16 protein-coding genes are annotated in these 26,672 nt (G+C 45.2%); 8 read left to right on the top strand and 8 right to left on the bottom strand.

Annotation, left to right across the window (positions count from 1 at the left end; all coding sequences use genetic code 11):
* Window positions 1-114: 114 nt before the first annotated feature.
* From HYN59_RS15530 to HYN59_RS15555, 6 genes are all read left to right on the top strand, one after another.
* Complete coding sequence (locus tag HYN59_RS15530; RefSeq protein WP_108779153.1) at window positions 115-3,192, top strand: SusC/RagA family TonB-linked outer membrane protein; 3,078 nt, start codon at window positions 115-117, stop codon at window positions 3,190-3,192.
* Between the two features lie 13 nt (window positions 3,193-3,205).
* Window positions 3,206-4,684: a RagB/SusD family nutrient uptake outer membrane protein gene (locus HYN59_RS15535; protein WP_108779154.1), complete on the top strand. Its 1,479-nt coding sequence runs from the start codon at window positions 3,206-3,208 to the stop codon at window positions 4,682-4,684.
* 74 nt (window positions 4,685-4,758) lie between these two features.
* Window positions 4,759-5,811: a glycoside hydrolase family 130 protein gene (locus tag HYN59_RS15540; RefSeq protein WP_108779155.1), complete on the top strand. Its 1,053-nt coding sequence runs from the start codon at window positions 4,759-4,761 to the stop codon at window positions 5,809-5,811.
* Between the two features lie 5 nt (window positions 5,812-5,816).
* The gene (locus HYN59_RS15545; RefSeq protein WP_108779156.1) at window positions 5,817-7,109 is read left to right on the top strand and encodes an MFS transporter; all 1,293 of its coding nucleotides are present in this window, start codon (window positions 5,817-5,819) and stop codon (window positions 7,107-7,109) included.
* 20 nt (window positions 7,110-7,129) lie between these two features.
* Window positions 7,130-8,854: a glycoside hydrolase family protein gene (locus tag HYN59_RS15550; RefSeq protein ID WP_108779157.1), complete on the top strand. Its 1,725-nt coding sequence runs from the start codon at window positions 7,130-7,132 to the stop codon at window positions 8,852-8,854.
* A 125-nt stretch (window positions 8,855-8,979) separates the two neighbouring features.
* Window positions 8,980-10,491, top strand: a complete 1,512-nt coding sequence (locus HYN59_RS15555; RefSeq protein WP_245895597.1) for an alpha-glucosidase — start codon at window positions 8,980-8,982, stop codon at window positions 10,489-10,491.
* 522 nt (window positions 10,492-11,013) lie between these two features.
* Here HYN59_RS15555 and HYN59_RS15565 read toward each other — a convergent pair.
* From HYN59_RS15565 to HYN59_RS15580, 4 genes are read right to left on the bottom strand one after another with little or no spacing between them, the layout of a single operon-like run.
* A complete protein-coding gene (locus HYN59_RS15565) occupies window positions 11,014-11,601 on the bottom strand; it encodes a class I SAM-dependent methyltransferase (protein ID WP_108779159.1) in 588 nt (195 codons plus the stop codon).
* A 1-nt stretch (window position 11,602) separates the two neighbouring features.
* A complete protein-coding gene (locus HYN59_RS15570; protein ID WP_108779160.1) occupies window positions 11,603-12,406 on the bottom strand; it encodes an oxygenase MpaB family protein in 804 nt (267 codons plus the stop codon).
* A 57-nt stretch (window positions 12,407-12,463) separates the two neighbouring features.
* Window positions 12,464-12,763, bottom strand: coding sequence for a winged helix-turn-helix domain-containing protein (locus HYN59_RS15575; protein WP_108779161.1), 300 nt, complete (start codon window positions 12,761-12,763; stop codon window positions 12,464-12,466).
* Window positions 12,760-13,386, bottom strand: coding sequence for a hypothetical protein (locus HYN59_RS15580; RefSeq protein WP_108779162.1), 627 nt, complete (start codon window positions 13,384-13,386; stop codon window positions 12,760-12,762). The genes HYN59_RS15575 and HYN59_RS15580 overlap by 4 nt, the downstream gene beginning before the upstream one ends.
* Before the next feature lie 532 nt (window positions 13,387-13,918).
* Between HYN59_RS15580 and HYN59_RS15585 the strand changes: the two genes are divergently transcribed.
* Entirely contained in the window at window positions 13,919-15,835 is a 1,917-nt protein-coding gene (locus HYN59_RS15585) for an SPFH domain-containing protein (RefSeq protein WP_108779163.1), read from the top strand.
* Between the two features lie 203 nt (window positions 15,836-16,038).
* Here the strand turns inward: HYN59_RS15585 and HYN59_RS15590 are convergent, their stop codons facing one another.
* The 3 genes from HYN59_RS15590 to HYN59_RS15600 all read right to left on the bottom strand — a co-directional run bounded on the left by HYN59_RS15590 (window position 16,039) and on the right by HYN59_RS15600 (window position 21,990).
* Window positions 16,039-17,901: a T9SS-dependent choice-of-anchor J family protein gene (locus tag HYN59_RS15590; protein ID WP_108779164.1), complete on the bottom strand. Its 1,863-nt coding sequence runs from the start codon at window positions 17,899-17,901 to the stop codon at window positions 16,039-16,041.
* Window positions 17,902-18,576: 675 nt separating this feature from the next.
* Window positions 18,577-20,880 carry a GH92 family glycosyl hydrolase gene (locus HYN59_RS15595; protein WP_108779165.1) on the bottom strand — a complete coding sequence of 768 codons (2,304 nt, stop codon included), beginning with the start codon at window positions 20,878-20,880 and terminating at the stop codon, window positions 18,577-18,579.
* 123 nt (window positions 20,881-21,003) lie between these two features.
* Window positions 21,004-21,990: a T9SS type A sorting domain-containing protein gene (locus HYN59_RS15600; RefSeq protein ID WP_108779166.1), complete on the bottom strand. Its 987-nt coding sequence runs from the start codon at window positions 21,988-21,990 to the stop codon at window positions 21,004-21,006.
* 192 nt (window positions 21,991-22,182) lie between these two features.
* Between HYN59_RS15600 and HYN59_RS15605 the strand changes: the two genes are divergently transcribed.
* Complete coding sequence (locus HYN59_RS15605) at window positions 22,183-23,964, top strand: helix-turn-helix transcriptional regulator (protein ID WP_108779167.1); 1,782 nt, start codon at window positions 22,183-22,185, stop codon at window positions 23,962-23,964.
* A gap of 111 nt (window positions 23,965-24,075) precedes the next feature.
* Here the strand turns inward: HYN59_RS15605 and HYN59_RS15610 are convergent, their stop codons facing one another.
* Entirely contained in the window at window positions 24,076-26,544 is a 2,469-nt protein-coding gene (locus tag HYN59_RS15610; protein WP_181369462.1) for a PAS domain-containing protein, read from the bottom strand.
* Window positions 26,545-26,672 lie beyond the last annotated feature (128 nt).

The following is a 26,672-nucleotide window of genomic DNA, read 5'->3' on the forward strand; positions in this document are numbered from 1 at the left end:
GCTTAAATTTTACATTTATAACGTTTTCGTAAAATCATTATTACACTTAAACTAACCATTTATTATTAACATGAGAAAAATTTACCAATTATTAACAACTCAACCTTTTTTAATATGAATCGGAAAATTATCTACACTTTGCTCCTTTTATGGACAATGTTATCAGGAGGTGTTATTTATGCGCAAACGGTTACCGGGACCGTTTCGGATGCGAACGGCCCTTTGCCCGGCGCAGATGTTATTGTTAAAGGTACTACCATAAGCACCATGACGGATATTGATGGTAAATATACAATCAGCAATATCGGGACAGATGCTGTACTGGTGTTTAATTATGTAGGGTATATCCCGCAGGAAGTTGCCGTGACCGGCGACAGCACCGTGAACATTACTTTAATGGAGGATACCCAGTCCCTGAACGAGGTAGTGCTTACAGGTTATGTAGGACAGCGGAAAAACTCCATAACCGGTGCCGTAGGACAGGTAAATGTTGAGAACACCTTAAAAACAAGGGTTCCCGATGTGTCCCAGTCCTTACAGGGGCAGATAGCAGGTGTATTTGTTGCGGCAAGTACCGGTGCTCCCGGCGATGGCATCAAGATCAGGATACGCGGTGAGGGCACCTTGGGCAACAATGATGTATTATATGTGATCGATGGTGTACCAACACGCGATATTTCATTCCTTAACGGAAACGACATTCAGTCCATCAACGTCTTGAAGGATGCCGCTGCTGCTGCGATATATGGTTCCAGGGCTGCGGGTGGTGTTTTGGTTATAACAACAAAAAAAGGCGTTGAAGGCAAGCCTACACTTGAAGTGAATATGTTTACAGGAGTGCATTTTGCGCAAAACCTCCCTGATATGCTGAACACGGACCAGTACCTTACGGTTAAAGACCAGGCATGGCACAATACCCTTGGCAATGCTGCCGGTGCCGAAAGCCCGTATGCTTTTGACAGGAGGACCAGGACCGACCTTGCCAATACCAACTGGCAGGATGAGCTTTTTACAACAGGTGTTTCTAACAACCTGCATATATCTGCAAGCGGAGCTACAGACAAAGTGAAATACTTTATTTCCGGCGGTTACTATGGCATGGATGGTATTGTAACGGAAAAGAATGACCGTTTTAAAAGGGTCAACTTCAGGTCGAATGTAAATGCAGCTGTAAGCGATCGTTTTGATGTAGGCACGAACTTGCAAATGAGCTTTGCCAAGCAGGACAGGTTGTCGTCAAGCGGCGACTCGCCGGGTGTTATCCGCCATGCGCTTATACGTCCGCCGGTTATTCCTGTATACAAAGACCCGAGCGACCCTACCTGGTCGGCGGCAAATCCTTATACTGACCTTCCGTTTTATGTAGGTCCCGGCGATTACAGCAGGAACTATGAATACAGCTCTAACCCTTTGGCCATCGTACATTTTACAGATGATATAAGGGAGGTTTTCCAGACTTTTGGCAATGTGTATGCACAATATGCTTTCCTGGGCGACAAATCGCTTAAATTTAAAAGCAACTTTGGCGCAGACGTAAAATTCCTGCATGGTAAAACTTTTGGCGAGAACTTCGGGGACGCTGATATCACAGACACAGGCAATGTGTACTATGGATTAGGAAGGAACAACAGGCCGAACAGCCTTAATGAAAGCAGGACACAGGATGTGACTTTTACATGGTCTAACACGCTTAATTATGTAAAGACATTTAATGGTGTACACGACGTAAACGTACTTTTAGGCCAGGAGTTCATAACTAACAACTCTTCTGCATTAGGTGGTGCAAGGTCGAATTTTGATAATACTACAGATCCTTTCAGGTACCTCGATTACGGAGGGCTTGGAAGCGCCAATACACCATACCCGTACAGCTCAGGATCAGAAACCAGCTGGAGTTTGCTATCCTATTTTGCATCAGGTTCATACGGATATAAGGATAAGTATTTTGCAACAGCAACCATGAGGGCCGATGCTTCTTCAAGGTTTGGCCCGAACAACAAATGGGGGTATTTCCCTTCTGTCGGCGCTAACTGGATTATTTCTAACGAAAACTTCCTTACCGATGTAAACTGGCTTTCTTACCTTAGATTAAGGGCAAGCTGGGGCCAGTTAGGAAACCAGGAAATACCTAATAATGCCTATCAGACGTTGATCACTACAACCGGAGGAGTTGTGAATTATACACGCTTTGGTAACCCTGACATTAAATGGGAAACTACGACACAAACCAACGTAGGTCTTGATTTTGGGTTCTTTAAAGATAAGCTGACGTTCTCTGCCGATTATTTTAACAAAACCACCGATGATATCCTGTTGACCGTACAACTTCCCGCTGTATCTGTAGGGGTTATCGACCGAACTTATGTTAATGCAGGCCAGGTGGAGAACAAAGGCTTCGAGTTTGGAGTAAAATACCAAAATAACGACCACGACTTCAAATATGGTGTAAATGCCAACCTTTCTACACTTACAAGCAATGTAAACCGTCTTCAGCAATTTGTGAAGAATATACAAAATGATTCTGACCACACAAGGATAGAAGCTGGACAGCCGGCATATTCTTACTATGGTTATGTGTTTGACGGAATTTACCAGAATGCTGCTGAGGTGAGCTCTTACCTATATACCAATGCAAACGGTGCCCAACCGGGTGATATGAAATTCAGGGATCTTAACCACGATGGGCAGATCAATGCGGATGACCGTACTTTTATCGGTAACCCGAACCCAAAAATGATGTATGGTTTCACGTTTAATGCATCGTACAAGAACTTTGATATCTCGTTCCTTTTCCAGGGTGTGCAGGGCGTTGACCGTTATAATGACCTGAAGCAGATACTTGATTATGACAGCCGTCCGTTCAACTCTACAACTGCAGTATTGGGCGCTTGGCATGGTGAAGGTACAAGTAATACGACTCCAAGGGTTACGTTCAATAATAATGGCGGCGGGTTTGTATCAAGCAAATTTGTGGAAGATGCTTCTTACCTAAGGCTGAAGAACATAGAACTTGGCTATACGCTAAATAATGTGGTACCGGGCATCAGCGGTTTACGTATATATGTTTCGGGGCAGAACCTGCTCACATTCACAAAGTATACAGGCCTGGATCCTGAATCAACATCATACATTGATAAAGGAACGTACCCACAATCTGCTGCAATTATCTTTGGTGCGAAAGTAAAAATCTAGAAAAAAATTGATCATGAAAAATTATATTAAAATTGGACTGCTATGTGGCATCATCACACTTGCCGGCTGCGAGGATGAGCTAACGAAGGACCCTGTAGGGCTAACAACTTTAGAGCAAGCTAACACTACCCCAACGCTTGCAACGATAGAAACGTCTGTGCGCTCTTCTTATGACCTGCTGTCGAACAGGCTTAATATCCTTGCCCAATGGGATTGGGGCGGAGGACTTGTATTCCAGAACGATTACGTGATGCAGGATGTGGCATCGGATGATATGGAAAAGAAATGGAATCCTGATGGCGACCAGCCCTGGATCGACGACCTGAACAACTTCACTTTCACCTCGACAAACGGTGGCCCGAACGGCTTATGGAAGTATGATTATGAGGGTATCAAGAGGATCAATATCGCAATATTCCACCTCACAAATCCGGATATCGAAGCTATTACCGGAATTACCCCTGAAAGAAAGAACCAATTATTGGGTGAAGCCTATTTCCTGAGGTCTTACTACTATTTTTCACTTGTAACAAACTTTGGGGATGTTCCTCTTATCTTAAGGCCGGTACAAACCTACCAGGAAGCCTTTGAGGTAGCTGTAAGGGAAGACAAAGCAGTAGTGTGGAACCAGATAAAAGGAGACCTTGCCCTGGCGAAAGGCTTGCTGCCAAACAGTAAATTCTCATCGGATACCGAAAAATGGAGAGTGTCTAAAGGCGCAGTTATTGCACTGCAGGCAAAAGCCGAATTGTATACCGAAAATTGGAGCGCTGTTCCATCATTGGTTGACGAACTGGCTCCACTTGGGTTTAGCCTGAATGCTAATTATTTTGACAGTTTCAGCACTGAATTTACCGATAACGAAGTGATTTTTGCTTTTGACCACCAGACCAATGCCACGCCTACAAAAAGAGGTAACGGCATCTGTGCGCCGCTGGGATGGGGATTCTTCGCGCCAAGCGCCGATTTCCTGGCTTCTTTTGAACCGAACGACCCAAGGTTATTGTATACGGTGGATGTTGCTCACCAAAACGTGAATAAAATGCTTGGAAGCCTTGACGGTACTAATAAAGGTAATGACGATGCGCCGAACAACAAGATCTACATTCGCTATGCCGATGCCCTGCTTTGGAAAGCCGAAGCTTTGAACGAGCAGGGAGACCACGCCGGCGCTATTGCTATCATTAACCAGATCAGGAGCAGGGCAAGGAATACGGTTACCGCTACAGGTGACTTTGCTCCTGCAGGAACATTGCCGGACAGGCCTGCATCTACTGACGGGGCTACTGTAAAAGGCTGGCTGATATCGGAACGCAGGGCCGAACTTGGCTTTGAGAACCAGAGGATGCTTGACCTGAAACGCTGGGGCATTGCAAAACAGGTGATGACGGCCCACGGAAAAAACTTCCAGGACAGGCACTACCTATACCCTATTCCACAATCTGAGATTGACGCTTCTGCCGGAACGCTTACGCAAAACGAAGGCTATTAAAATAAAAGTTTGGGTTAGCTCAGGTACTGTTAAAGCAGGCCTGGGTTAACCCTTAATTATTCAATACAACTATTATGAAAGACATTGCAAAACGCTTTGTTGAGAATCCCCTATTGTCTCCACAGGACCTGGCGCCAAGTACAGAAGGGCTTGAAATTACCTGCCTGTTAAATCCGGGCGCATTTACCTTCCAGGGAAAGACCTGGCTAATCGTGCGGGTCGCAGAGAGGCCCAAACAAAAAGACGGTATCATTTCCTTTCCGGTACTTACCAATACAGGAGGAATTGAGATCATGGAAATAGAAACATCGCACCCTGAGCTCATTGCTACTGATGCCAGGGTAATCAATTATATAGGAAACGACTACCTCACTACCCTCTCGCACCTGCGCCTGCTTTGCAGTGACGACGGCATCAATTTTTATGAGCCTGAAGGTTACCCGGCACTGGTTGGCGAAGGCATTATGGAAACATTCGGTATCGAGGATTGCCGTGTAGCTGAGATAGACGGTACGTATTACCTGACGTTTACTTCTGTTTCTCCGAATGGCGTTGGCGTTGGCCTGCGCACTACAAAAGACTGGAAAAATTTTGAAAAGCACGGGCTTATATTCCCCGCACACAATAAAGACTGTGCCATATTTGAAGAGAAGATAAATGGTCTGTTTTATGCAATCCACCGCCCGAGCAGCGTGGATATCGGCGGTAACTATATATGGATCGCTTCTTCACCCGACGGTATCCATTGGGGCGACCACAAATGCATTATTAAAACACGAAAAGGCCACTGGGACAGCAAAAGGGTTGGCGGTGGCGCTGCGCCTATCAAAACCGAAAAAGGCTGGCTCGAAATATACCATGGCGCCAACGAACACCACCAGTACTGCCTGGGTGCTTTCTTAATGGATTTGAATGACCCTTCAAAAGTGATTTCAAGAACCGAAGACCCTATAATGATGCCACTGGAAGAATATGAGCTGAAAGGCTTCTTTGGGCATGTGGTATTTACCAACGGCCATATCGTTGAGCCGGATGGCGACACGGTAAACGTTTATTATGGTGCGGCCGACGAATTTGTATGTGCAGCGAAATTTTCTATCAAAGAAATACTCTCACTTTTAAAATAGAAGTAATGCTAAAGAAACTTAGTTCGGAGTTCAGCCATTTTAGAAGCCAGAGCCATAATTTCAAAATACTGGTTCTCACCAACATGGTCTATGCGCTGGTACAGCCGGTGATCGATATTTTTGTGGCGGCTTATATCATGAGAAATTCTGATGATACGTCGAAGGTCGTTATTTACCAGTTGGCTATCTATACAGGCATCCCGCTTACTTTCCTGCTGAACGGATTTTTGCTGAAATATTTTAATATACGCAAGCTATATTCTACAGGGATGATGCTCAGCGGTGTTTCGATGGTCATAATGATGTCACTGAAGACCCTTGACCTGACCGGGATAGCCATTGCGGGCATTACCATGGGGCTGTCATTCGGGTTGTACTGGGCTAACAGGGATTACCTTGCGATCTCGATCACCAATGATGAGAACCGCAACTATTATTATGGGCTCGAGACTTTCATTTACACGATTATTGCCATAGCCGTGCCTGCCACGATCGGGTGGTTCATCCAGTCGAAAACAGGCGAATCTGAAAAGCACAATGCCTATCTTATCATTACTGGGGTTGTATTTATCATTACCATGATCGCCTCTATGGTTTGCTTCAGGGGCAAGTTTGAAAACCCTGTCCAGAAAAAGTATATTTTCTTTAAGTTCCATCCGCTTTGGTACAAATTATTGTCGCTTGCCATGTTCAAGGGCCTTGCACAGGGCTTTTTGGTGACAGCGCCGGCAATGCTTATCTTTAAGATTTTAGGTGAGGAAGGCGCTCTTGGCAATGCGCAGTCGATTGGTGCCATCCTTGCCGCCATTATTATTTATTTTATCGGGCGTTTCTCCAAGCCGTCCGACAGGATCAAGACGTTTTCGGCAGGGCTAATCCTGTTTGCATTGGGCGCATGCCTTAATGGCGCATTGTTCGACCAGACCAGCGTTATAATATTCCTGCTGCTGCTGCTTATCGCAAAACCACTGATGGACCTGGCCTACTACCCTATCCAGCTTCGTGTTATCGATATCGTATCGCACATCGAAAAAAGGGGCGAGTTTGCTTACATACTGAATCATGAGTCGGGCTTATACCTTGGCAGGCTTTTGGGCGCTGGCACGTTTTTGGTTTTGTACTTTGTGATCTCCGAAGATTTTGCGCTTCGTTATGCCATCGGTATCATTGCATTGCTCCAGTTATGCTCTATATTTATAAGCAAAAAGATAATTGCACAGGGCAACAGCATAGCTCCTGAAAAAAACGACATAGAAGAGCCGAAAGTACTGGAAGAAACTGCTGCCAACCTTGTTTAACATTAACATCAATCAATCACATGAACATTTTATATAAAGCTACGGCAGTCTGTTTATTACTATCGGGAATTGGCGCGGCCGCGCAGGTAAAGCAGCAGCCTATACCGCGTGTGGACCAGATGGCCGATTTCCCGAAGCCTTTTGAGATCATCGATTACACGAAGCTGTCGCACGATTTTGATCGTACAGTGTATGACTTTAATGCTAAAGGCGACTTTTGGCCGTTGGTTTGGGTGGATACCTCACAAAAAAACTTCCCGCAGGACGTCGTGGGCCTGTATACTGCCATAGGTGATGTACGTCAGGGGCCTCGCAACAACAAAGGCATGTTCCATGAAGCGCTCGCTACTATGGGCGCAACACTAGGCGGGACCCTTGTCGGTATTGATAAGACCAACCAGGACAGCCGTAACTATGTTGCCATGCTGAAAAACTATTACAACAGCGAAACCGGATGGAACATCATGATGAACAATACCTGTCCCGAAGTAGCGCTCCTTGGTGGAGGTTACGGGCGCGACTGGTGGTATGATGTGTACCCCAACCTGCTGTTCTATGCTATTTATGACAAATACCCGGATGAGCCCGGACTTGAAGAAATGGCAAGGACAATTGCCGATAAATTCTACGATGCGGATGTAATCCTGAATGGCAATTATGACTATTCGTATTTCGATTATGGGAAAATGATGCCCATGAAAAATAACATCTGCGCGCAGCCCGATGCAGCCGCAGGGCATGCCTGGGTTCTATATGCCGCTTACAAAAAGTTTGGCGATACCAGATACCTGAAAGGCGCTTTGTCTGCCCTCAGTGCACTGGAATCGCAAAAGCTGAACCCTACGTATGAATTGCTGATGCCTTTCGGGGCCTACCTGGCTGCAAGGATAAATGCCGAGCAAAATAAAGCCTACGACATCAACAAGATGTTGCACTGGAGTTTTGATGGTACACCGCTGTGCCGTGAGGGCTGGGGAGTATTGGTGGGCAACTGGAATGGGTATGATATATCGGGAATCGTAGGCAGTACGGTAGACCGTGGCGGCTATGGCTTCCTTATGAATACCTATGATGCCGCATGGCCTTTAGTGCCCATGGTGCGCTATAACCAGTCGTATGCCAATGCGATAGGCAAATGGATGCTGAATGCCGCTAATGCCTCAAAATTCTTTTACCCGCAATACATGCCGGATGAGCACGAAACCATCCCGGAACTTGCAAGCGCAGGCAAAAATGTCATTGCTTACGAAGGGATCATCAAAAAATCGAACATGGACCAGTATCAAAACGTTCAGGCTCCTGTTGCACAGGGCGATGGGCCGCTTTGGGTATTGGGGCAAAACCCTCCGCAGTCGCAGTTGAGCGTTTACGGCAGCGGGCACGTGGGGATCTTTGGGAGCATCATCAAAAAAACGAATGTGGAAGGCGTTTTGCAGCTAGACCTGCTAGCCACCGACTTCTTCCACGACAAGGCCTACCCTTCTTATTTGTATTACAACCCTTATACGGAAGGAAAGACGGTTAATGTAAAGGTTGCAAAAGGTAAAAAGGTCAATCTGTATGACACCGTATCGGGGACTTTTGTAGCGAAAAATGTATCGTCTACGGCAAAATTAAAGCTATCACCTAAAAACTCCGCCATCATCGTAATGGTCCCTGCAAAAGGCCAAATAACCATTGAAGGCTCAAAGATGCTGGTAGACGGCGTTGTTGTAGATTATAATTACCAACCGAAAAATAAATAACATTGAAAGGCAGGAGTATATTTTTAATTATAACCGCCTGCTTTTTCAGTTGTATGGCTATGCGCGGACAGGACTTGGGGAATGAAAAAAAATGGTGGAAAGAAAGCGTATTTTACCAGATTTATATGCCCAGCTTTGCAGACAGCGGTGGGGACGGCTATGGTGATTTCAAAGGAATCACCGGCAAACTGGGCTATTTGCAGGAAATGGGGATCGGAAGTGTTTGGCTGACCCCATTCCTGTCTTCTCCTAAGGTAGATAACGGCTATGACGTTGCCGATTATTATGCCATCGACCCTGCCTACGGGACTATGGCCGACTTTAAAACTTTTCTGGAAGAAGCTCATAGAAAGGATATCAAAGTAATCATGGATCTGGTACTGAACCACACCTCAACACAATGCAAATGGTTTCAGGAAGCGAAGAAATCTAAAGACAATCCGTATCGCGATTATTATATCTGGAAAGATAAGCCCAACAATTGGGAGTCGTTCTTTGGAGGGCCTGCATGGGAATTGGATCCTGTTACCAACCAATATTATTACCACAAGTTTGATGTTACGATGGCCGACCTCAACTGGTCGAACCCTAAGGTTATAGTCGAAGTACAAAATATACTGAAGTTCTGGCTTGATGCCGGTGTCGACGGCTTCCGGCTCGATGTGATAAACTTCCTGAACACGGATGGCATCACGCAGGATAACCCGGTAAAAGACGGAAAGCAGCAGCACCTGTACGACATTGACCAGGAGGGCGTAAAAAATGCCATGCGGGTTATAAAATCGACAGTGAATGCATACGGTAACCGTTTTATTGTAGGTGAAATTGGCAGTGACAAGATCGAAGTGTTGAAACAATACCAGGCGGAAGACCTGCTCGATGTGGTTTTCAATTTTAATTTCGGGAGCATTCCCTCTTTTTCTGCGGAAAGGATTTTTAACGAGCTTCAAAGCATGGAAAAGGAAATGAGCAGCTACCCTACCCTGTTTTTCGGGAGCCACGACATGCCGCGGATGATCGACAGGTTAGCGGGTGGAGACCCTGAAAAAGCAACCGCGCTTGCTGCACTGATGCTTACAGCAAAGGGAGTTCCTTTTATTTATTATGGCGAAGAGATTGGGATGCATAATATCATTGCCAAAAACTTTGAGGAAATAGCAGATATACAAGCGAAAACGGCTTACAGGCTAGCTGTTGAAAAAGGGAAGACACCCGCTGAAGCATTGGTTGAAGCCAATGCCCAAAACCGCGACAAATCCCGCAGCCCGATGCAATGGAATGCACAGGAGTTTGCCGGATTCTCAACCGCGAAAAGCTGGATAAAGATAAATCCTGATTATAAGGAAGTCAATGTAGAAATTCTGTCAAAGAAGAAAAACTCAATATTTTCTGAATACAAAAAACTAATTGCTTTACGAAATTCTGAAAAAGCACTGCAATACGGGCAATACAAAAAACTGGAATATAAAGAGAATCGGATCTTTTTTACACGAAGTTTTGAAAATGAAGAGGTTACCGTGATCCTTAACTTTGGGACAAAAACTACAGTAAAGCTTCCGGCAGGCGCCAGATTATTGATTGGAAATACTGACCTGAAACCGAATGGGTATATCATTTATAAGACTACACGACATTAAAAGGTTACTGCCAAGACCAAATCTAATAGATCACGTGCGCTAAATACACAATACTATAGCATACTATACAGCTGACGCTTTGTGTATCAAATGACCGGAAGATGGGCTCTTCTGATAAATGATTCCTTGTCCGCAATAACGCCAGCAACCAGAACCCGGTTGAAAAAGCAATATCCATAAGATCGAAACGGCCGTTTAAAAAATGTACCAACTGTAACAATTCCATTCCCACGGCTATAAGTATCGGGATGAATACCAACCTTAGCTTATAATTTTTCAACCGGATATAAAATGGCCCGGAAGTCAGCGTAATGCAAAATACCCACAGGCCTTCGGGCAAGGAATAAACAATACAGTCCCTTAGCGGTAGTGCTGAAATTATGGCTGTTTTTAAACTGTGATAGCGTCCTCTGGAGATCAATGCTATGACAACTTGGTTGACCAATGTTTTCTCTGTCCGGTAAAATACGTAGATAAACAGGCATACCAGTAAAGCGACGGCTAATAGTGGGATGTACTTTTTCAAGGCCTGGAAAAAATAAGGAGTTTATAATAAGAGCCGGTCCCCAGCCCTGTTTGTTTTACCAGAGAAAATTGCTGCAGCCCTTCAATTTCCCGCCAACGGAACAGTGACTTAAAATGAAAGAGTGAAGATACCGGATGAAAAGCCCTGTCGATATATTGCAATCCGTTATCCGGCGTAAAATGATTCAGGATGAACAACTTTCCGCCGGGCTTCAGTACCCTGTGTACTTGTTCCAATAGCCTGTCGGGATCTTTGGCAACAGCCAGTACATGCGACATCACCACATATTCGAAAGAAGCATCGGGGAACGAAAGATCCTCACCATCCATAACCATAAGCTTAATAGTGCTGCTTTCAAAACGTTTTCCCCTATTCAGCATGGCTTCAGAAATATCGATGCCTGTAATATCGTGGCAAACATACATAGGCAGGTGCGAACCGGTACCCACACCTATTTCCAGCAGGGTACCGGGAGGACATTTGTTCACTTCACGGATCAGGACTTTTCTCTGGCCTGCTAAAAAAACGTTTATCACAGGGTATAGAAAAGTTATGCGGTTATAAAAGCTACGTGCCGTTTGCATTTTAAGAAAGTTTAAAGTGAAAAGGACACTTGCGCCCTCTTGGTTCAACATCCAGCGCTTTCAGGTCGTTCTTATATTTCGAAGGCTGGATCATGGCTTTCAATATCCCGTCGGCTTTCAGGTATCTCGCCAGCTTATAAGTACCAATAAAAGGCCTCAGCAGCGACATTCTTCTAAAGCCAAGGAACTCACGTACTATTTGCGGCGCTATCAGCGATTGTGACTCTAATAGTATACGATAACGCACAAGCCCAAGATGCTTGCGGTATTGTCGGAACAGGTCGTCCGTATAAATGCTGTGCTGCATGTCATGGTCCATGTGATGCAGGCGCATTATTTGCCATTCTTGGAAAGTTTCCGGCAGGCCTTTCAATCCCATCCGGTCCCCTACCCTGTAAAACACATCGAAAACTTCCTGCTTTTCGTCTTTATTTAATTTGCGCTCGAGCACTTCAAACGACCTCACTGAATAATCGATTAGCATAAACAGCACATCCCTGTAAGCCCAGTCAGGAATGCCCATACCTCGCTTTGCCTCTACTGCGGCATGTATTGCCGCAATGGTGTCGATAGCTTTCAGGGCGGCCTGTTTATCGGAAAAAATTATTGACCGGGCGTAGGAAACCGTAGAGAAAAGTCTCCCCAGCGGATCGGCAGGCAGCTTGCCGGTAAAGTACAGCCAGTCGACCGCCTTGTTGAGCGCAAACTCTGCCGAAGCGCCTGCGAATATAAAGAGGATATTATCGCTGTTGCCCCATATCTGCCGTACTATCGAATCCTTTTGTACAAAATATTCCGTTTCCATATTTCTTTATTATTATTTAAAAGAACTTTGAAATACAAAGTTTTATTGCAAATTTTTTTATTTATGTGACTTCACTAAATTTTCAAGTATCCTCAGGTGCTCCAGGAATGCCGTCCTGCCCTCTTTGGTCATAACATATTTGGTATTGGGCTTCCTGCCTACGAATGATTTTTCTACAGCAATGAATTCTTCTTTTTCCAACGCTTTCAGGTGGCTGGCAAGGTTGCCGTCGGTCACATCCAGGTATTCCTTAAGGGCATTGAAGTCGAGGGCATCATTAACAGCCAGCGCTGACATGATTCCCAGCCTGATGCGGCTCTCGAATGCCTTATGTAATCCATTTACTGAAATTTTCACCTGTCGTATTTAACGTGTATATATATGCCATAAACTATGTGGGCAACCCCAAAACCAAGCGCCCAGAAAATCAGGCCATAGCCAATAAAATAGGAGCTTGCCAACCCGAGGGCTACCTGTACCAGGCCCAATATCTTTATATCCTCATAAGTGTACCTGCTTGCGACAAATAATGAAAGTCCGTAGAATATCAGTGTTATAGGCGCGATAAGCCCTACCAGTCCTTTTGATAGCATTACCAGGGCAAGCAAACCGCCGGTGATCAGTGGTACGCTCATATTGATAAGCAACCGCCTTGAAGTAGCATTCCACATCGTTTCATTTCGTTTCTGCGCCTTCCTGTTGGAAAAATAGAATGCGGTGCCAATAGCCAAAACCAATATGGCAACCGCCAATAAAAACACTTTCACCAAAACTGTTGCGACCTCACCTCTTGAAGACGAGGAATAGACAATTTCGTCAGGGTTAAAATCAAATACTTTATAGGCTGTAAACGCTCCTGCCAGGGCATATACACCGGCCATGATGCCTGCCCAACCGGACAGGGAAAGAAATTTGGTAGACCGTTCCATCATCGAACGAATCTCGGATATGTCCCGGATAAGATCCTGCTGTTCTTTCATATAAAAGTACTTTTCAATACAAAGTTAAGCATTTCGGTCAAAAATCTACCACAGGGTAATATTTTTTTACCACAAGGTGCAGGAAGGTTTTTATAAAGGCACAAAGCATTGTAAAAAACTTATACTCTATAAATTTATTTAATAAAATAGAACCATAGCTCTTTATTGATGCTAAAGCGAATATATTTAAACATAGTGAAGCGTAGCTTCAGGCTCTGTGTCACTTTATTGAACTTTAAAGCTTATTTATGGCTATGTGCCTATGTGGTTAAATAAAATTTACACAGTCCTGAAATATGAAATTGCACAATATCGCCTTAAAACACATACAGAGGTGTAAAATCTGCCTTTTAAATTGTTAAAACCCAAAATGCCAATCATAGTTTGTTTTTCAAAAAATAATGTCGCAGACGAACAATTTCAGGCCTTAGATTAAGGCGTTTTTTCACATTTAATTAACAAAAATGTCAATAGTTAAAATCCTAATTTATCTGAAAACCGCCTTGTAATTTTGTAGTCTAATTTTTATAATATGACAACAATTATTCTAAATTACTGGTGGGCAATTCCGGTAATTTTATGTGTTTTAGGGTACAAATTCGTACTACGTGTTTTTTTCGGAATGGTAATAGTGCCTGAAGATAAGATCGGGCTGGTTACCAAAAAGTTCGTTTTGTTCGGGGAAGGAAAGTCCATGCCCGACAGCCGCATTGTGGCAACCAAGGGAGAAGCAGGTTTCCAGGCGCAAACGCTCGCTCCCGGCCTGTACTGGATGAAATGGATATGGCAGTACAGCATTGACATGACACCGTTCACCATTATCCCGGAAGGCAAGATAGGCCTTATCCTGAGCAAGGACGGTAAAGAGATACCTACAGGCCGCATTTTGGCACGAAGGGTGGAATGCGATAACTTCCAGGATGCCGCGGCATTTTTGGATAACGGCGGGCAAAAAGGCCGACAGACAGCTTTTGTCACCACAGGTTCCTACAGGATTAATACCTTTTTGTTTGAAGTCGTAATTACAGAACAGATAAAAATATGGGAAAATATGGTGGGTGTGGTTACCGCCCTTGACGGTGAGCCGATACCTATCGGGCAGATAGCAGGTAAATTTATTGAGGGGCACAACAACTTCCAGGATTTAAACGAATTCCTTGATAAAGGCGGCAACAGGGGTTTGCAGCCACAGGTGATGCTGGCCGGTTCCTACTACCTTAATACATGGGGTGTGCAGATCGAGCAGATACCAATGACGGATGTGCCGATAGGTTATGTGGGCGTTGTGATATCTTATATAGGAGAAGACGGCATAGACGTTACCGGCGAGACCTTTAAGCACGGCAACATTGTTTCTAAAGGCGACCGCGGTGTGTGGGTAGAACCGCTTGGACCCGGCAAGTATGCGATAAATACTTATACTACCAAACTGGAACCGGTACCTACCACCAACCTGGTGCTGAACTGGGCCAATGCACGCAGCGAATCGCACAACCTCGATAAGAACCTGTCGACCATTACGGTACGCTCTAAAGATGGTTTCCCTTTCAACCTGGATGTGGCACAGATCATACACGTGCCTGCCAATGAAGCACCTAAGGTGATTGCGCGTTTCGGCAGTATGACCAATCTGGTATCGCAGGTACTGGAACCTACCATAGGTAACTACTTCCGTAACTCGGCGCAGGACAGTGATGTCATTTCGTTCCTGAGCACAAGGAAAGAGCGCCAGGAATCGGCCAAGAACCACATCAAGGCGGTATTAGACGAATATAACGTGAATGCTGTTGATACACTGATCGGGGACATTGTACCTCCGGAATCGCTGATGAAAACGCTGACCGACCGTAAGATTGCGGAAGAAGAGCAGAAAACCTACCAAACCCAAAGAATGGCACAGGAACAGCGCCAGGGTGTGGAAAAAGAAACTGCGATTGCAGACATGCAGAAAGAGATCGTGCGTGCCTCACAGAGCGTTGAGATAGCACAGCGTACTGCCGATGCTACCGTGAAAAAGGCGGAAGGTGACGCCACAAGCCTTAAGCTGAATGTAAATGCCGAAGCCGAAGCTACCAAGATGAGGGCCAATGCCGAAGCGGAAGCCACAAAAGCAAGGGCCGGCGCACAGGCAGAGGCTACCAAACTTACTGCAAGCGCCGAAGCAGAGCGCATCTCTAAAACAGGTTTGGCTGAAGCCGAGAAGATCATGGCGATAGGTAAATCGACTGCGGAAGCTTACCAACTTCAGGTTTCGGCGATGGGCGGCGATAACTTTACCCGTTATAAAATTACCGAAGAGATAGGCAAAGGCAATATTAAAGTGATTCCTGATGTGATGATATCCGGTAATGGCGGCGCCGATAATCCCCTTAGCGGAATGCTCGGCCTTAAGCTTATGGAAATGATGGATAATGGTAAAAAAGACAAACCCGATCCTGAGATGAATTAGATCATCTAAAAGGGAACGCGGATAACGCGGATTTTGGCGGATTCACACGGATTTTTCACAAAATCCCAATATGCTCCAAAACAGCCTTCGGGCTGTTTTTTTGTGCGTTCATATTATCAACAAAAAAAGCCGGAGAACCCCTGTGGCACTCCGGCAAAATATAAAAAATAAACAGGCTCTTTTTTATATGACAGTGAATAATACTACTGTTTAAGTATTTTCACTGTTTTCTTTTCACCCATAGCATATACTTTCAACAGATACAGGCCGGAAGAAAGCTTTTCGAGGTTGATAACGGCATCTGTGTTTTCCACTAACTGATCGTGTACCAACTGGCCGGTAATATTGTAAACCTCAACCTTATCAATATTATCAGTATTTTTTATCCTTACAACATCCTTAGCCGGGTTGGGATACACTTCCATTTTTGCGAAGGCAGCACCGCCGGTTCCCATGATATCGGTAGTAGTAAACGGTACCATAGTCCATTCTCCATTGACAGGCCCGCAGAAACTTTTTATGTAGAAATAATAAGTTGTCCCCGGCTCAAGATCGTTCAGTTCCAATGAAGGTGTCATTGTCATGGTCCCGGTACCCTCCGGCGCTATTTCCGTTGTGTTGTAGTCATAGAAATAGCCCAGACTGGTATTCTCTTGATTCGCCATCCATGATATTGTGGCAGTGGTATTTGTAATAGGAGAAACTACAACGTTTTGAGGAGGGTTGCAGGGCCATTCCTGCAATACAATATTGTCAACATATAAGTGCCCCTCAAAAGCATCGCTATATACTTTAAACCCGATATAATAGATACCGCTTTCAGTAACCGTAATAGGGTTTTCAAAAGCATAGTGGACGGGCTCACCACCCGTAACGTTATCATGCACGCCTATCGCGTTTGCTGAAGCGGGATTTGGGCTGGTCGCAAGATATGATGCCAATTTTTCGGTACCTGTCGCGCTGTTATTGCCATAAGTATAGGACAGCCTATACGGCGTACCTGCTTCGAGATAAATCCCTTTTTCAAAATACCATGCATCCGCCTGCTCATCGCTACCGGTGTAATGAAGTGCATTATCTGTAAAACCATTTCCGGGGTTGTTTACCGTTGTCCATGGGTTTCCGGTATCGCCTGTAACCAAAAGCGCACATTCCGGTACAGCCGGAACGCTGGCAGATTCAAAGTCCTGCAAAAAGGGTACTGTAGCTACTTCTTCGCATAAGGCGGTGGTAAACAGTACCGGCTCGCTCCATTCGGTAAACGAACCCTGGCAGAACGACCGTACATAGGCCGAATAGGTTTCGCCCGGGGTCAGCGGATAGTAACTGTTGAGCGTAAGAATATCAGCCGTGGCCGTTGTGAGTCCCGCTACCGGATCGCCCGTTCCCGAAACTATAGATATCTGGTAAAAAAATCCGGGTTCCAGTACGTTGGCAAAATTCCAGCTAAGGGTCGCAGCTGTATTGCTAACATTGGTAACCTTAAGGTTTTGGGGCGGCTGGTACGTCCATTCCTTCACTATGATATTATCGAGAAACAGGTTGCCCTGGTTAGCATCAGAAGCAGCGTTAAACCCAAAATAATATACCCCGCTGGCCTCAACATTTATCCTAAGCGATATCAGTTGTTCGGAGGCTGTAATCTCCACGTTTGCAGGATAAGTGATATTTGTGAGCATAGAAGCGGCATCAGCAGCGGTTCCATAATATACGTTCAGCCTCTCAACAGCGGCATCGTTACTGTTGCCGCAGCTGTAAAACACCCTGTAATCAACACCTGCGGTAAGGTTGATGCCGCGTGTAAAAAACCAGGCATCGGCGGCATTGTCAGGACTGGCAATATATTCCAGGGTGTTGGTAGTAAAGTCGGGATCGGGATTATTCGCGGTGATCCAGTTATTGCCTGCACCGCCATTCTGGAACGAAGTGCAGTCAGGCGCTGCCGGTAGTACTGCTGACTCAAAGTTTTCAGTGTAGGGAGTGTTGACCGGTTCGCAATCCTGCGCCAGCGCGATGTACGGCCAAAACAGGCTCGCGAATAAAATAAAATAGATAGTTTTTTTCATGATCTTTCTTTTTGTTAAGTAATTTATATAGCAATTTATTTTGAAGACAAAGTTTAAAAGTAACCGGAGCGCCAACCGGCTCCCCGCCTACATAAAGAAAAACCTACCGATCTGCTTTTTAGCAGTATTAATGCCTGATCTGTTTCACCCAAATGGTGCTTGCTAAAGTTGGAGAGCCACCCTGATCGGCTCCCCAACAATAAGTAACAAAAACAAATCAAAATCCAACCGTAGAATAGACAGCCACACACAGCTTCTACCCTACTATTCGCACATAAAAAATAAAATACTTTAATAATCTTCTGATAATTAAGATATTTAATAAATTTTTATCCCGACAAACATACATCATTAGGCAAATGCAATGTGATACTATTTAATCATTTACATTAAATATATCTACACTTAACAGTAAAAAAATTAATACAAAAAGCGGTTATTAGTATCGTATTACAAAATGAATTAAAGCATAGGGGATTGTTTTCTGTCAGATGAAAATAAAAAAGCTGTCCATTTTGCAGGGACAGCCTTTTCCAATTAATGCTAAAGAAAGTATACTTAGGTATAATTATTTATAATTTCACGCAAAGCCGCAAGCCGCAAAGACTGATGCCGAAACAATCTCTCTTAAACCGCAAAAATATTGCTTCGCAATAACTTAAGGATCATGCAATATTATTTCTTTGGTTTGGCAGTCATGTAATAGATCAACTCGCCGCCGCCCATAAGCTCTTCATGCGTTATAAAAGGCCTGTCCAACATTTTACCGTTAAGCTCGACTTTAGAGACATAGACGTTCTTGTCACTTTGGTTTTTAGCTGTTATCACCAGTGACCTGCCGTTTTCGAAGTGTAAAACCGCCTTTTTCACCTTCGGGCTGCCCAGTGCATATTGATCAGATCCCGGTGTTACCGGATAGAACCCAAGCGACGAAAAAATGTACCACGCGCTCATCTGGCCGGTATCGTCATTACCTCCCAGCCCGTCAGGTGCCGGATGGTACATCGCATCGAGTATCATCCTCACGCGGCTTTGGGCTTTCCACGGGTAGCCGGTCCAGTTGTAGAGATAGGCCACATGGTGCGAAGGCTCGTTGCCGTGAACATAGTTACCTATGATTCCATCGCGTGTAATATCTTCGGTCTTTTCAAAATACTTATCCGGAAGCTGCATCGCAAACAGCGAGTCGAGGTGCTGCGTGAATTTTTCCTTACCTCCATTCAACGCCACCAGCGCTTCGGGGTCGTGCTGTATGCTGAGGCTGTAGTTCCATGCATTGCCTTCTATAAAGCCCTGCCCATGGGTATCGAGCGGATCGAATTCTTTTTTAAAACTGCCATCCGTAAGCCTTGGGCGCATAAAGCCGGTACTTTTATTGAATACGTTCCGATAATTTTGAGAACGCCTCATATACGTATCATAGACATCAGGCTTATTCAGCTTTTTAGCAATCTGGGCAATACACCAGTCATCATAGGCATATTCGAGGGTTTTGGATACCGATGACCCATTCTTATCTTCGGGCACATAGCCATATTGCAGGTAATACTCAATTCCGTCATAATACCTTAGGTTCGATGAGCTGATGCAGGCCCCAAGCGCTTTCTCCATATCAAAACCGGTGTTGCCTTTTGCAATGGCATCAGCGATGAGCGAAACGGAATGGTAGCCTATCATGCACCAGTTCTCGTTGGCGTAGTGCGACCATACCGGCAACGCCTTGTGTACACTCTGGTCGTAATGCGCCAGCATTGATTTTATCATATCTGTATTGCGCTGCGGCTGAATAATGTTGAATAGCGGGTGCAGCGCCCTGTAAGTATCCCAAAGAGAAAAAGTGGTGTAATTGGTAAATCCGTCTGCCTTATGGATGTTCTGGTCGAGCCCTTTGTAACTGCCGTCACCATCCATATATATTGTGGGGTTGATGAAAGCATGGTACATTGCCGTATAAAAGTTGACCTTATCTTCCTCGTGGATTGTTTCAATATTTATTTTGTTCAATTCTTTTTCCCAAAGCAGCTCACCTTCGTGCATCGTTTTATAGAAATCCCAATGCGGTATTTCTTTTTTCATGTTCTCCAAAGCGCCAATAGTGCTTACGGGAGAAATGGCAACCTTTATTTTTACCTGTTCGTTTTCTGCAGTTTCAAAATCAAAATGCATCCTGATGTTTTTGCCTGCTGCTTCAGGGAAATTTTTCGTCTCATCAAATTTCCGCCAGAACCCTTTGTAGATGTTGCCTTCATCATACTTGCGTGCTCCGTACTGCCTAAACGGTTTTGAGAACGCGATCGCAAAATAGACTGTCCTTGTGCGTGCCCAGCCTTGTGTCTGCCGGTAGCCCGTAATGAGGGTGTCATTCTCTACGCGTACAAATGTCCAGACATTTTTTTCATTGTGATTGTAGATTCCTGCTATAAGGTCGAGGATAATATGGGCATCATTAGCTTTCGGGAAAGTGTACTGGTGGAAGCCCACACGCTGGCTTGTGGTAAGTTCGGCAGTAATGTTATGGTCATCGAGCTTTACCTTATAATAATTGGCGCGGGCAGTTTCGTTTGCATGCGAATAGGCCGAGCGATAGCCCGTCTTAGGATTCGACGCTGTTCCCGGATTGAGCTGTAATGCCCCGGTAGTGGGCATGATAAGCAGGTCGCCAAGGTCGGAATGGCCCGTACCGCTGAAATGCGTGTGGCTGAATCCGGCAATGGTTCTGTCTTCATACTGGTAGCCTGCACAGTATTCGTAGACCTTTCCGTTGTATTTTTTATTCAGTTCGTAAGGGATAGTATCAGTATCCGGGCTCAGCTGCACCGACCCGAACGGCACTGTCGCCCCGGGATACGTATGCCCCATGCGCTGCGTCCCGATAAGGGGATTGATATAGCTGTAACTTTTCTTAACGGCACTAGCCTGCGACCAAGCCATTGCCGAAAAAAGCAGGCAGGCGAAAAGGAGTTGCGATCTGGTTCTCATTATAATTGATTAGTTGTATGTTTAAAGGCATACATAGATAAGTATTTATTTCTATACCCGAAAACAAAAACGGGCCATAAGCCCGTTTTACCCCCAAAAAATTAAAAACATCACTAAAGCTGGTTAATGATTTACTATGATCTTTTTTACAAAAGATTTTCCGTCAGCGGTTGCGTTGAGCATAAATATCCCATTTGCCAGGCCAGACACATCAAGTTTATTTCCTAACACAGGCAGCACTTCCCTTCCCGACATATCATACAGGCTTCCCTCTACCGCTGTACCGGCAGGTACATCAAGCATTACTATGCCCGATGCAGGGTTAGGATAAGCATTTATAGCAGCTGTCCCGTAGGCCTCCCTGCCCATTGTTGACTGTAGCGGGATAAAGCTGCCGCCCAGGGTGCTCACCATGAATAACCCGAACGCGGGCCCATTACTGTTGTTCTCCGGATGGGCAAATCCGCTGGAGAGAATAAGAGCTGCTTTATTGTCCATGCCCATAGTAGCAAGTGGCACTTCATAAGAGCATAATACTACATTGCCAGTAGTAGTACTTGCCTGGATTACGTAATCCATTACAGGCATGCTATGGTATCCTGCCGTAAAAACGGGATAAGGCATATCGTATATAAAGACCCCAAGCGGAATACTGGTTTCCGAAATGTTGATATTGCCTGAATCTGTGCAGCCCTGGTTCATCAAAATACCTGCATAGCCGGGCATATAGTCGTTAGCGAATGCACCATAAAAAACATTCAGCTGAAATGGTGGCGCAGGTGAATAACCTGTCTGGCTGTGAATGCCATTGGCTACAATTACATAAGTACCGTTGAATGTTTCAGTCATGCTGTAAAAGCCATCTGCTACAGAGGTACTGTTGCCGGGCGCAATGGTAAACGTTAGGGGAATTCCTGCCGGCAATTCCAGGAAAGGTGTCGCCTCACGGAATCCCATATCGTCGATGATCCTGATATCGCCCATGTAAATATCAATGTGGCTTAAAGCCGCATCGGGCGAATTGTGCACTGCCTGTATCTTTGCCTGCGAAAGGGCATTTTGGCTTACGAGTAAAATGGCTGCTGCCACGAGAAATGTAATTTTTTTCATTTTGCTTTAGGTTAAAATTGATAGGGCAAATGTACTTTTGCCAGTTCAAAACACCTGAAAAACATGGTGAGCAATTCGGTAATCAATGTGATAAATCCATGATTTAAAGCAAATTAAACATCCACCCCATAAGCCTTTGATTTAATTTTATATTTATTAAATTCGCCGTCAGGCTTAAGCACAACTATTAAAATGAGCGATATTGTAAGGTCCTGTTTTTTTATTCTTTGCTTTCTCTGGATTCCTGCTGCGGGCTTATGCCAGGCCGGTACCAAAAATGATGCTTTGCTGCGCGAACTGGAACTGCAGGCTAAAAAATATGAGGGGGACACAACAAGCAAAGGAAAGGCCGCGATCATGGAGGCATATAAACAGCTGCTTGACGATGCCGAAGATACAAATGATCACCGCAACGTTGCCGCCGCAGCGCTGGCTGCCGGCATATCTATGTATGAGGCCCGGAATACCGATGAAGCACGCACCTTCTTTAACGAATCAATTAAGCATGAAAAAGATTCGCGCCACAAGGACAGCCACATCCACAGCGCCCGTGCAAGGCGTTTTCTGGGGGATGTATTCCTTCTTACCAATGATTATAAAAAAGCCCTGTCGCTTTACCTCGAAGGCCTCGACATAAGTATAAAGCATAAGCTTAAAGGAGAGGAATCGGCACTGCTCAATAACCTGTCGGTGCTTTATATTAAGATGTATGATCCAAAAAACCTGCCCAATACAAAAAAAGGCATGGAGTATGCCTCTAAAGCCATCGCAATATTAAAAGAAAACCCGTCTTCCGATACTGATGCATTACGATCGCTGGCTGTGGCCTATAATAATTATGGCGACCTGTCCAACAATTATGGTAAGGACAGCAGGCAGCGCAGCTATCAGGAAAAAGCCGTGAACGCTTATGAGAATGCGTTGGCGCTGTTTGATAAGATCGGCATGAAGGGACAAAAATGCGGTGTGTACGGCAATATAGCCTATGCATACAAGGACCTGGGCAACAGGCAAAAGTATTACACAAACCTTTTGAATGCCTATAATGTGATGCAAACCGAAAGGGTATCGCTTTATGAGCAGGAAGGTATCCATTATGCGCTGGGAGAATATTATCATGAGGAAAACGACGGGAAACAAAGCCTTTACCACCTGAAAGAGGCCGAGAAGCTCCTCGCGGCCGACCCTGCCAAGGATTACCAGATCATGGTATTGCTGAAAGGCCTGGGCCAGAAAATTTATGCGGCACGCGGCGATTTTAAACAGGCTTATGCTTACCCGGCAGATTTCCAGAAGCTAAACGACAGCCTGCTGAATGCCGAGACGCTGCGAAAGTTTGAGGAGATAGAGGTAAAATACCAGAGCGAGCGCAAGGGACGCCAGCTTAAGGAAGCGGCGCTTTCGCTGGAAAATGCCCACCTGATGCGCAATGCCGTAATTGTGGTGGCGGTATTGCTCGCGCTGTCCCTGTTCCTGTTTTACCGTTTTTATACGGCAAAAAACAGGGCGCTGCTTTTTAAGAAAGAAGCTGCCGATATGGCGCTGCAAAAAGCCGGGCTTGAAATACAGGCCAACAAGGAAATGCTTGACCGGTACACACAAAGCTTAGTCGAAAAAAGCCACCTCATCGATGACCTGGAGAAACAGTTAACCGAATCGGGAAAAGCAGACGATACCGCGCTTAGCAAGCTGTCCAACAGCAGGATACTCACCCGAGAGGATTGGGCCGAATACAAAAGGCTGTTTGATAAGGTGTATCCCGGATTTTTTATAAAGATGCGCCAGAAATATCCCGACATTACCGATGCCGATGAGCGCATACTCGCGTTCAGCAAGCTTAATATCAGCCTTAAAGAAGCCGCCGACCTGCTTGGCATTTCTTACGACTCCATGAAGAACAGCCGCTACCGCCTCCGCAAGAAAATGGGTATCGACAATGAAACAGGCTTCAGGGATATTACGGAGAATATTTAGAAACTTGTACCAATAAAAAGCCTTTTAGTTTTTAAAAGCTGTTCTCTGCCAGGGTAATTACATACAATCAAATTCTTGGATGGCTTACTGCAGCCGGGAAGAAAGTAATTGTTACAAAGGCTTGCTGATGTGCTTCTCAGGGATGAGCAGGTTGAATACCGCGCCATTTTCAGAGCTTCCGTGTGCATTTAGCCCGCCGTTATGGTTTACGGCAATTTTCCTGCACATAGCCAATCCAATCCCTGTACCTTCATATTCTGATTTTCCGTGCAGCCTCTGAAAGATGTTGAATATCTTGTCGGCATATTCTTCACGGAAACCAATGCCATTATCCCTGAAGGTTATTTTATAATATACTTCTTGCTGGAAATCATTCTTCGCTTTTTCGGCTGCCGTCATAACAGTTGCTGATATGTTTATTGTCGGCTGTATATCGGTACGTGCGAATTTGAGGGAATTGCTGATAAGGTTGCCAAAGAGCTGTGACATCTGCAACGGAATGGCTTCAATCACCGGCAGGTCTTCAAATGTGATCAGGGCGCCTTTTTGTTCGATGAGCAGTTCGAAATCAGTTATAACATCTTTCAGCACTTCGTTCAGGTCAGTAGGCGTGAATATTTCCGAATCCTTCACTAACTCAGAGTAGGTCAGTACATCGCGTATCAGCGTCTGCATCCGGTTGGCGGAATTCTTTATCTTATCAAAATAATTACGGGACTGGCTATCAAGGTTATTCCCCGACCGCGACTCAATCATTTGTGCGAACGTGCTTATTTTACGCAAAGGCTCCTGTAGGTCGTGTGAGGCAATGTAGGCGAATTGTGCCAGCTCCCCGTTAGATCTGCGTAGGTCATTATTGGCTATTTCCAGTTCGCGGGTGCGTTGTGTAACGATATCCTCTATTTCGTGCCTTGCCAGCACCTGGGCCGATACATCTACAGTAATCGCAAGTATCCCGAGTATAGACCCGTCGGCATCCCGGTATGGTTCGTATACAAAATTCTGGTATACTGTTTCCGTTTTGCCAAACCTTATGAGGCTTACAGGCATTTCATTGGCATTGAATGTTTTCCCCGTAGCGAATACCTCGTCAAGCAACTGTTCAAGCCCCTGGTCACGGACATCGGGAAGCCCTTCAAAAATAGGCTTGTACAGCACTTCTTCAGGCGCTTTACCCCAAAGGTCTATCATCGCTTCATTAGCAATTTCCACTATATGCTCCGGCCCGAGCATCAGGCACATGGCTACCGGCGACTGCAGTATGATATTCCTGAAATTCCTTTCACTCTGCTCTACTTTTTGTTTAGCCAGGTTAAGGTCGGTCACCTCGGCAGCGGTGTTCATTACGCCATATATCGTACCATCGGCATTATATAAAGGTGTGAAGCTGTAATTGAAAAAGAAAGGCTGCAGCCTGCCGTCTACTACCAGGTCTACCCGTTGGTTCCTGGCATGGAAAGGTATGCCTGTAGTATAAACGCCATCCAGTTGCCCGTAGATCCCCGTGCCTTCCAGTTCGGGCAATACTTCAGCATATGTTTTGCCTATTATGTCGTTCCCTTTTCCCCATACCTCCATGATGGAACGGTTGGCCATAACGATCCGCATCTCGCGACCGGCATAGACACCTATCGGGAACGGAGCGCTTTCAACTACAGAAAGAAGGCGCTGCTCGCTTTCTTCCATCCGCTTTTGGGCTATAAGGTTTTGGGTAACATCATGACAAAGCACCATTACACCGCCTATCTCCCCATCGGCATTCGTAAACGGCTGGTAGATGATATTCAGAAATACGTCTTTTTCAATGCCGTCGACTACCAAAGTATACTTGTAATTGTTAAGGTAATACGGTTTCCCGGACGACCTCACATTGTCCATTATATCCCTGAAATAAGGATCGGCATCGGGCATAACTTCAAACAGGGGCTTCCCTGTCATTTGTTCCTGATATTGCCCTGTAAGGTTCAGGTAGGCATCATTCACCATTTCAATGATATGGTCATCTCCGGTAAGAATGATAATGCCAACGGCAGCCTCACGGATGAGCGTTTCAAAATGCTTTTCGGATTCGGTGAGTTTTTTTGCGGTTTGTACCTTCTCGGTTGTTTCATTGCAGGCCACAAAAACGCCGTTTATATTACCATCGTCATCGTATATCGGGCTGTAGCTGGAATTCCAGTAGATGTTTTCCATCCGCCCGTTCCTGTAAAAAGGCACCAGCTGGTCATCAAACCAAACAGGCTCCCCCGTAGTAAGTACCTGTTCGAAAAGCGGACCCGCAAAATCCCATACATCGGCCCACAGCTCCTTCCCTTTTTTACCGATGCCCGGGTGCTTCCCGTCAATACCAAGGCTTGGCCTGAAGGCATCGTTATAAAAGCAGATATAGTCCTCTCCCCAGAAAAGTACCATAGGCAGAGCCGAATGGAGCAGTATACCGAGCGATGTACGAAGGCTCGAAGGCCAGGTTTCAGGTGTGCCAAGAGATGTTTTCGACCAGTCGAAAGAGCGTACGAGCGCTCCCGCTTCGCCTCCGCCGGACATGAAATTCAGGTTTATTTTTTCAGGGGATTTTTCCATGTACATTAAAGTATGCCAGAAGGATTTAAGATTATTCCGACAATGTTAATAGCAGTACTGCACGTAGCGCATTGGTACTGCATCAGGTCACTAAATTAGTAAATTCCGTTAACCCTGACAACGTTATC

Origin of the sequence: Flavobacterium album, from assembly GCF_003096035.1 — a bacterium.
Lineage (GTDB): Bacteria > Bacteroidota > Bacteroidia > Flavobacteriales > Flavobacteriaceae > Flavobacterium > Flavobacterium album.

Excerpts from the sequence above, each read along its gene's own strand:
- HYN59_RS15530 (WP_108779153.1), top strand. The coding sequence starts at position 115 with ATGAATCGGAAAATTATCTACACTTTGCTCCTTTTATGGACAATGTTA.
- HYN59_RS15535 (WP_108779154.1), top strand. The coding sequence starts at position 3,206 with ATGAAAAATTATATTAAAATTGGACTGCTATGTGGCATCATCACACTT.
- HYN59_RS15540 (WP_108779155.1), top strand. The coding sequence starts at position 4,759 with ATGAAAGACATTGCAAAACGCTTTGTTGAGAATCCCCTATTGTCTCCA.
- HYN59_RS15545 (WP_108779156.1), top strand. The coding sequence starts at position 5,817 with ATGCTAAAGAAACTTAGTTCGGAGTTCAGCCATTTTAGAAGCCAGAGC.
- HYN59_RS15550 (WP_108779157.1), top strand. The coding sequence starts at position 7,130 with ATGAACATTTTATATAAAGCTACGGCAGTCTGTTTATTACTATCGGGA.
- HYN59_RS15555 (WP_245895597.1), top strand. The coding sequence starts at position 8,980 with ATGCCCAGCTTTGCAGACAGCGGTGGGGACGGCTATGGTGATTTCAAA.
- HYN59_RS15565 (WP_108779159.1), bottom strand. The coding sequence starts at position 11,601 with ATGCAAACGGCACGTAGCTTTTATAACCGCATAACTTTTCTATACCCT.
- HYN59_RS15570 (WP_108779160.1), bottom strand. The coding sequence starts at position 12,406 with ATGGAAACGGAATATTTTGTACAAAAGGATTCGATAGTACGGCAGATA.
- HYN59_RS15580 (WP_108779162.1), bottom strand. The coding sequence starts at position 13,386 with ATGAAAGAACAGCAGGATCTTATCCGGGACATATCCGAGATTCGTTCG.
- HYN59_RS15585 (WP_108779163.1), top strand. The coding sequence starts at position 13,919 with ATGACAACAATTATTCTAAATTACTGGTGGGCAATTCCGGTAATTTTA.
- HYN59_RS15590 (WP_108779164.1), bottom strand. The coding sequence starts at position 17,901 with ATGAAAAAAACTATCTATTTTATTTTATTCGCGAGCCTGTTTTGGCCG.
- HYN59_RS15595 (WP_108779165.1), bottom strand. The coding sequence starts at position 20,880 with ATGAGAACCAGATCGCAACTCCTTTTCGCCTGCCTGCTTTTTTCGGCA.
- HYN59_RS15600 (WP_108779166.1), bottom strand. The coding sequence starts at position 21,990 with ATGAAAAAAATTACATTTCTCGTGGCAGCAGCCATTTTACTCGTAAGC.
- HYN59_RS15605 (WP_108779167.1), top strand. The coding sequence starts at position 22,183 with ATGAGCGATATTGTAAGGTCCTGTTTTTTTATTCTTTGCTTTCTCTGG.
- HYN59_RS15610 (WP_181369462.1), bottom strand. The coding sequence starts at position 26,544 with ATGGAAAAATCCCCTGAAAAAATAAACCTGAATTTCATGTCCGGCGGA.